The organism is uncultured Adlercreutzia sp. (assembly GCA_910585575.1).
Taxonomy (GTDB): Bacteria; Actinomycetota; Coriobacteriia; order Coriobacteriales; family Eggerthellaceae; genus Adlercreutzia.
The window spans coordinates 1-5,926 of the sequence record CAJUFS010000105.1; the positions used below are offsets into that span (position 1 = coordinate 1).

The 5,926-nt window shown below is 63.4% G+C and carries 5 protein-coding genes and 1 tRNA gene; 3 read left to right on the top strand and 3 right to left on the bottom strand.

What is annotated here, in order from left to right:
- Positions 1 to 329 precede the first annotated feature (329 nt).
- Complete coding sequence (locus QZ307_RS10500; RefSeq protein WP_295999644.1) at positions 330 to 830, top strand: nitroreductase family protein; 501 nt, start codon at positions 330 to 332, stop codon at positions 828 to 830.
- 106 nt (positions 831 to 936) lie between these two features.
- Here QZ307_RS10500 and QZ307_RS10505 read toward each other — a convergent pair whose 3' ends face one another.
- Positions 937 to 2,352, bottom strand: a complete 1,416-nt coding sequence (locus tag QZ307_RS10505; RefSeq protein WP_295999646.1) for an Mbeg1-like protein — start codon at positions 2,350 to 2,352, stop codon at positions 937 to 939.
- A gap of 181 nt (positions 2,353 to 2,533) precedes the next feature.
- Between QZ307_RS10505 and QZ307_RS10510 the strand changes: the two genes are divergently transcribed.
- The gene (locus QZ307_RS10510) at positions 2,534 to 3,970 is read left to right on the top strand and encodes a sodium-dependent transporter (protein ID WP_295999648.1); all 1,437 of its coding nucleotides are present in this window, start codon (positions 2,534 to 2,536) and stop codon (positions 3,968 to 3,970) included.
- Between the two features lie 46 nt (positions 3,971 to 4,016).
- Positions 4,017 to 4,100, top strand: a tRNA-Leu gene (locus tag QZ307_RS10515).
- Between the two features lie 143 nt (positions 4,101 to 4,243).
- Here QZ307_RS10515 and QZ307_RS10520 read toward each other — a convergent pair.
- Positions 4,244 to 4,765, bottom strand: coding sequence for a GNAT family N-acetyltransferase (locus tag QZ307_RS10520; protein ID WP_295999650.1), 522 nt, complete (start codon positions 4,763 to 4,765; stop codon positions 4,244 to 4,246).
- A gap of 181 nt (positions 4,766 to 4,946) precedes the next feature.
- Positions 4,947 to 5,894: an aldolase gene (locus tag QZ307_RS10525; protein ID WP_295999652.1), complete on the bottom strand. Its 948-nt coding sequence runs from the start codon at positions 5,892 to 5,894 to the stop codon at positions 4,947 to 4,949.
- Between the last annotated feature and the right edge of the window lie 32 nt (positions 5,895 to 5,926).

The following is a 5,926-nucleotide window of genomic DNA, read 5'->3' on the forward strand; positions in this document are numbered from 1 at the left end:
GCACCGGCGCCTACAACATGACCATGGCCAGCAACTACAACGGCCAGCCGCGCCCCGCCGTGGTGTTCGTGAAGGACGGCGAAGCCCGCGTGGTCACCCGTCGCGAGACCTACGCCGACCTGTACCAGCGCGATATCTAGGGACTAAGGGGCGCGACGGAAGGTCACTATTGACTTTCAGTTCCTTGCCAAAACAGGCCCAAGGTGGCTCCCGCGCCCTTCGCGCGCGTATACAAGCCCCATCATAGGCTCCAAGGCCCGTTGACCCAACGACCAACGGGCCTTCGTTTTTTGCGTCGACTTTCCCGCACGACCAAGGAGCCTTGCCTTATGAATCCCATCTTCAAACGCAGCAGTGTTCGCCAATTCACCGAAGAGCCCGTCAATATAGAAGCCATCGAGCAGCTTATGCGCGCCGCCATGGCCGCTCCCTCGGCGGGCAACCAACAGCCCTGGGAGTTCTTCATTGTCCGCGACGAGACCACCCGCATGGCCCTGGCCACGTGCAGCCCCTATGCCGTTCCCGTCAAGCACGCCCCCTGCGTCGTGGTAGTCTGCACTCGCACTTCCGATCTGCGTTTTCCCCAAGATGCGCCCCTCGATATGAGCGCAGCCACCGAGAACATCCTTTTGGAAGCCACCGCCCTTGGCCTGGGCGCCTGCTGGCTGGGCATCGCCCCCGAGCGCGACCGCATGACCGCGGTTCAAGTGGTCTTGGGCATGCCTAAAACCCTTGAGCCCTTCGCCCTGGTAGCCGTGGGCCACCCGGCCTCCGAGCCCGAGCCCAAGGGCCCCAGCCGCTACGACGAGACCCGCGTTCATTGGATGTAAAAGCACGGAAAAGCCTGCAAGCTCCGCGGGTTCCCTAGTAGCTCGAAGGCCGCCAGAACCTGACCGTTCTGGCGGCCTTCGTGGTAGCTGCAACGAATCGGACGCCTTACGCCTTCGCCGTGCGACTCTCTTGGCGTCGCGCCTCGTTGCGCTCCACCGTTACTTCATGGAATGCCCGCGCTAAACCGCTTACGGCGCGCAGCATAACGGCACGGTCAGCACCATCCATCTTCAGCATGCCATCCCGCACCAGCGCCACTTCGCGGCCGCCCTCGAACAGCTGGGCAGCATCGGTTACGCCGGCGGCCCGAATAGCCGCGAACAGGGCATCCACCATGCGCTCCCGCTGCGCTCCGTCCATGGAGGCAAGCCACAGTTTCAGCGCTTCAGCCCGGCGCTGCGTGACTTCAGGCAGCTGCGGCACCGTGACAAAGCCGCGATTGTCGTCAGCCACTTCCCACCGGAACACGGTGTGTTGCTCGAACCCCTTCCCCGAAGCGCACACCACGCTCACAGGCATGGACGACTCCATCAAGATACCCACCATGGAATCTTCCGGTACCGTCTTTGCAAGACGCCCCTGCAAGGGCGCGTAATCGGCCGCCGAGAACGTGCCGGCCATAAAGCCCGGCCCGTCGTGGCTGAAGACGCGCGCTATACGCGCCTGCACCTCGGGCGCTGCCGTGAGCGCCGCGTACTCGGCCAAATTGCCGCCTTTGGAATGGCCGCCGACATACAGGCGCTCGGGCACGGTCGGGTCAGCCGCCACATCGGCCAAATAGCGCGCCGCCAAATCCTGCGCGGGCACCGGCACCTGGTAGGCCATGTCGAAGTCCTCGCGCCATCCGGCCAGGGTGGTATCGGTTCCGCGAAAGCCCACATAGGCGAACTGGTCGCCATACACGTAGGTGGTGGCAGCGAACTGCATCGGCGGCTGCTCGTCGAAGAGAGCCGCATGATCACGGATGGTTATCGTACGAAAGCGCGGGCTGGCCGCCATGAGAAACAGCTGCTGGCGCATTTGCGCCGCATGCATCCCCGCGAACAAGTCTCCGAACAGCTCTGCGCGCATCAAATCGGCGAAGTGGATGGGCTCGGAATCGTGCGCGCCCGTAGCGACCTCCGCAGCCCGCGCGTCGCGAGCACCCCGGCCACGCCAATGCAGCCCCTGACGCACCCGTCGGGCGAAGCCCTTGAGCCCACGGGGGCCCGCCGACTCCACCGACTGCGCCTCTCCCCCTGCCGCAGGGGGCGCAAGGGATTCCGGGCCGTCCTCGCCCTCTTCCGCCCCGCTTTCGCGCTCCGATGCCCCTTCGCCGCCCTGGGCTGCCGCCCGGGATGCACCTGCTCTCGCCGCCTCGGCTCGAGCCCGCGCCTCCTCGCGGGGGCTGGTCACCGCCGGCATAATGACCTCGCCGCGCGTCATGCAGAACTGCGCCAGCAGGGCCGAGTCCACTTCGTTCAGCGGCTCATCCTCAAAGGTGCTCAGCTGGGTTTCCAGATAGTCCAGAATATCTCTCATGGCACCTCCGTCCTTGCGCACCCGTTATCTGTCCCTATTATCTCCGAGCAGTCCCTCCCCCTCCCGACCACCCGCTTTCTAGATACAAAGCCGTTGACGGGAGCACATACCATGATCAACCTGCTTAGGTTCGGGTACAATGCCTGTGCACTATTGTTCAAAACGCCGTACAGGAGCACCTATGGCAAGCAGCGATCTTATCCCCACCCCCGAGCAATCTACCGCCACTGCCCCCCGCGAGCACTTTGCCTCGCGCCTGGGCTTCATCCTTATCAGCGCCGGCTGCGCCATCGGCCTGGGAAACGTCTGGCGCTTCCCCTACATTGCCGGCGAATATGGCGGTGCGGCCTTCATCCTGCTGTACCTGATATTCCTGGTTATCCTGGGTCTTCCCGTCATGGTCATGGAGTTCGCCGTGGGCCGCGCCTCCCAGCGTTCGGCCGCCCTGGCCTTCGACATTTTGCAGCCCTCCCGTCGCTGGCATTGGTTCAGCTGGTGGGCCTACGTGGGCTGCATGCTGCTTATGATGTTCTACACCACCGTCTGCGGCTGGATGCTGGCCTACACGGCCAAGATGGCCACGGGGTCTTTCTCGGGCCTTGATCCTGAAGGCGTGGCCGGCGTGTTCGGCACCATGCTGGGCAATCCCACCGAGATGATCGGCTGGATGCTGGCAGTTATCGTCATCGGCTTCTTCGTGTGCAGCATGGGTCTGCAGAAGGGCGTCGAGCGCGTGACGAAGGTCATGATGATCTGCCTCTTGGGCGTGATGGCCCTGCTGGTCATTCGCTCGGTGACGCTGCCCGGCGCCGCGGCCGGCCTGGAGTTCTACCTGGTGCCCGATTTCGGCAAGATGTTCGCCGGCGGCCTGCCCGGCTTCGGGGATGCGGTCTACGCGGCCATGGGCCAGGCCTTCTTCACCTTGTCTTTGGGCATTTCCGCCATGGAGGTGTTCGGCAGCCGCATTGGCAAGAAGAACTCGCTGACCAGCGAGGCCCTGCGCATTTGCGGCCTGGACACTCTAGTGGCTATCCTGGCCGGCTTTATCATCTTCCCCGCCTGCTTCGCCTTCGCCGTGGCCCCCGACCAGGGCCCGTCGCTGGTGTTCGTCACCCTGCCCAACGTGTTCGAGCAAATGCCGCTGGGCCAGCTGTGGGGCACCTTGTTCTTCGTGTTCATGAGCTTTGCCGCCCTGTCCACCATCATTGCCGTGTTCGAGAACCTCATCACCTTCACCATGGAGAAGTGGAACGTCACGCGCCGCACGGCCATCATTCGCACCGGCGCTCTGGTCACGGTGCTGAGCCTCCCCTGCGCCCTGGGCTTCAACGTTCTGGCCGGCATCACCATTCCCGGCATCGGCGACATCCAGAGCATCGAGGACTTCATTGTGTCCAATAATCTGCTGCCGCTGGGCAGCCTGCTGTACGTGGTGTTCTGCGTGTCGCGCAAGGGTTGGGGCTGGAACAACTTCCTGGCCGAGGCCGACACGGGCACGGGCGTGAAGTTCCCCCGCTGGGCCCGCGGCTGGCTCACCTTCGGCCTGCCGGCACTGATCATCATCATCTTCATCATGGGCTATGTCCCGAAGATCCTGCTGTGGTGCGGCTTAGCCTAATTTCACCTCGACGGATGCGGTCGGTTCCGTTATACTGCTAAAACGCGCCCGGGTGGTGGAACGGCAGACACGTCGGTCTCAAAAACCGATGCCGCAAGGTGTGCGGGTTCAAATCCCGCCCCGGGCACCATGAAACGCACAACGGCTCCCGAAAGGGAGCCGTTTTCATTTGAGGGGAAGGAGCAGGCCTCAATCAGGGCCCATGCCTGCGAAGGAGACGGGAACCGCAGCCCTACCGCTTGGCGGCGACCAATGCTCGGTCGCACCGGTCGTCTAGACGCGGTCGTCGTGGGTCTCGTGGAAGAAGACGTGCATGTCCTCGTAGACGTCATTCTTGTTGCGAAAGCCGCCGATAATGGTGCCCACCTTCTGGAAGCCCAGCTTCTCGTAGAGCGAAATGGCCGCCTGGTTGCTGGCCACCACGGCGTTGAACTGCAGGCCGCGAAAACCCAGGCGCCCGGCCTGGCGCAGCGAATCCTCCACCAGCAGCTGGCCGATGCCGCTACCACGCGCATCTCGCGCCACGGCATAGCTGGCGTTGGCAATGTGCCCGCAGCGCCCCACGTTGTTAGGATGCAGAATGTAAAGCCCCATGACCTTGCCGCCCAGCGTCGCCACCGTCGTGCGCGATTGACCAGCGAAAAACTCCCGCGCCTCCTCGGGCGTCAGCAGCTCCGTCTGGGGAAAGGCGTTTCCCGCTTCCACCACCTCGTTCCAGATCTGGGTGATAACAGGCAGGTCTTCCTCGCGATAGGGACGAGTCACTTTAAAGGCAAGTCTATCGATGGCGCTCATGCAGTTCCTTTCTTTCCGTCCCGATTGTAAGGGATGGACCGCCCCGCGCCCTGCACATCGCAGAAAAAGCGGTCGAGAGCACTGTCCCAGAGGGAACGCGGAGTCGAGCGAACCTGGCACTCAACACAACAAGAGGGGCCGCCGCAGCAGCCCCTCTTCACAAGTAGTGTTCGGCAAAACCTTAGATGTCGGCCAGGGTGAAGTCCTTCTCGCCGTTGAACACGGCGAGGGCGTCGGCCACGGACCAGTCGGCCAGGGTGATGGCGGAAATGGCCTTGGTCAGACGCACGGCCTCGTCCAGGGAGCGCTGATGGATGTTGCGACCCGTGGCGTTGCCGTCGGCACCGCCCACGTGAATCTGATCGTACAGCTGGGACAGGAACGTCTCGGCGTCCACCGTGGAACCACCGGCGCACACCAGGCCGCAGCGGCCGGCGGCGGTGGAGGCCACCTTCAGGGCCTCGGCAGCGGAACGGCCGTCCTCGGGCTTCGGCGGGTTCACCTTCACGAAGTCGGCACCGAGGCACAGGGCCACACCGGCGGCACCGGCGATGAGGTCCGGGTCCTTCTCGGCGGTAACGGCCTTGCCGCGGGGGTAGATCCACAGCACGACGATCATGCCGTTGGCATGGGCCTGGGCGATAAGCTCGCCGGCCTCGGCCATCATGGTGGCCTCGTATTCAGAGCCCAGGTAGATGGTGTAGCCAAGGCCCACGATGTTCACGCCGGCTTCCTTCATGGCCAGGATGGCGTCGAAATCGTAGAGCTGCGGGGAATAGGGATCCTCCTGCTTGGTGCCCACGATGTTGGTCTTGGAGTTCATCTTCACCAGGTAGTTGATCTCCGGATAGTCGGCCGCGTACTGGGCCACCAGACCGCGCTGGCCGGCGAGCACGCCGCACACGCCCTCAGAGCCGATCTTGAACAGATGCTCGGGGTCCAAATCGGCGATGTCGATGCCCTCGCCGTAGAAGTCCTTGTTTAGGTGCTCGATCTTCTGATCGCAGGCGAACAGCATGAGGCGGCCCGTCTCGCGGGTGGCCTTCATGTAGTTGGAGATGTACTCGTCACGCATATCGGGCATGACGTCGGCGGGAACGCGCACCTGATCACGGGTGATCTTCGGCATGGGTATCCTCCTTGATTCGCAAATAAACAACG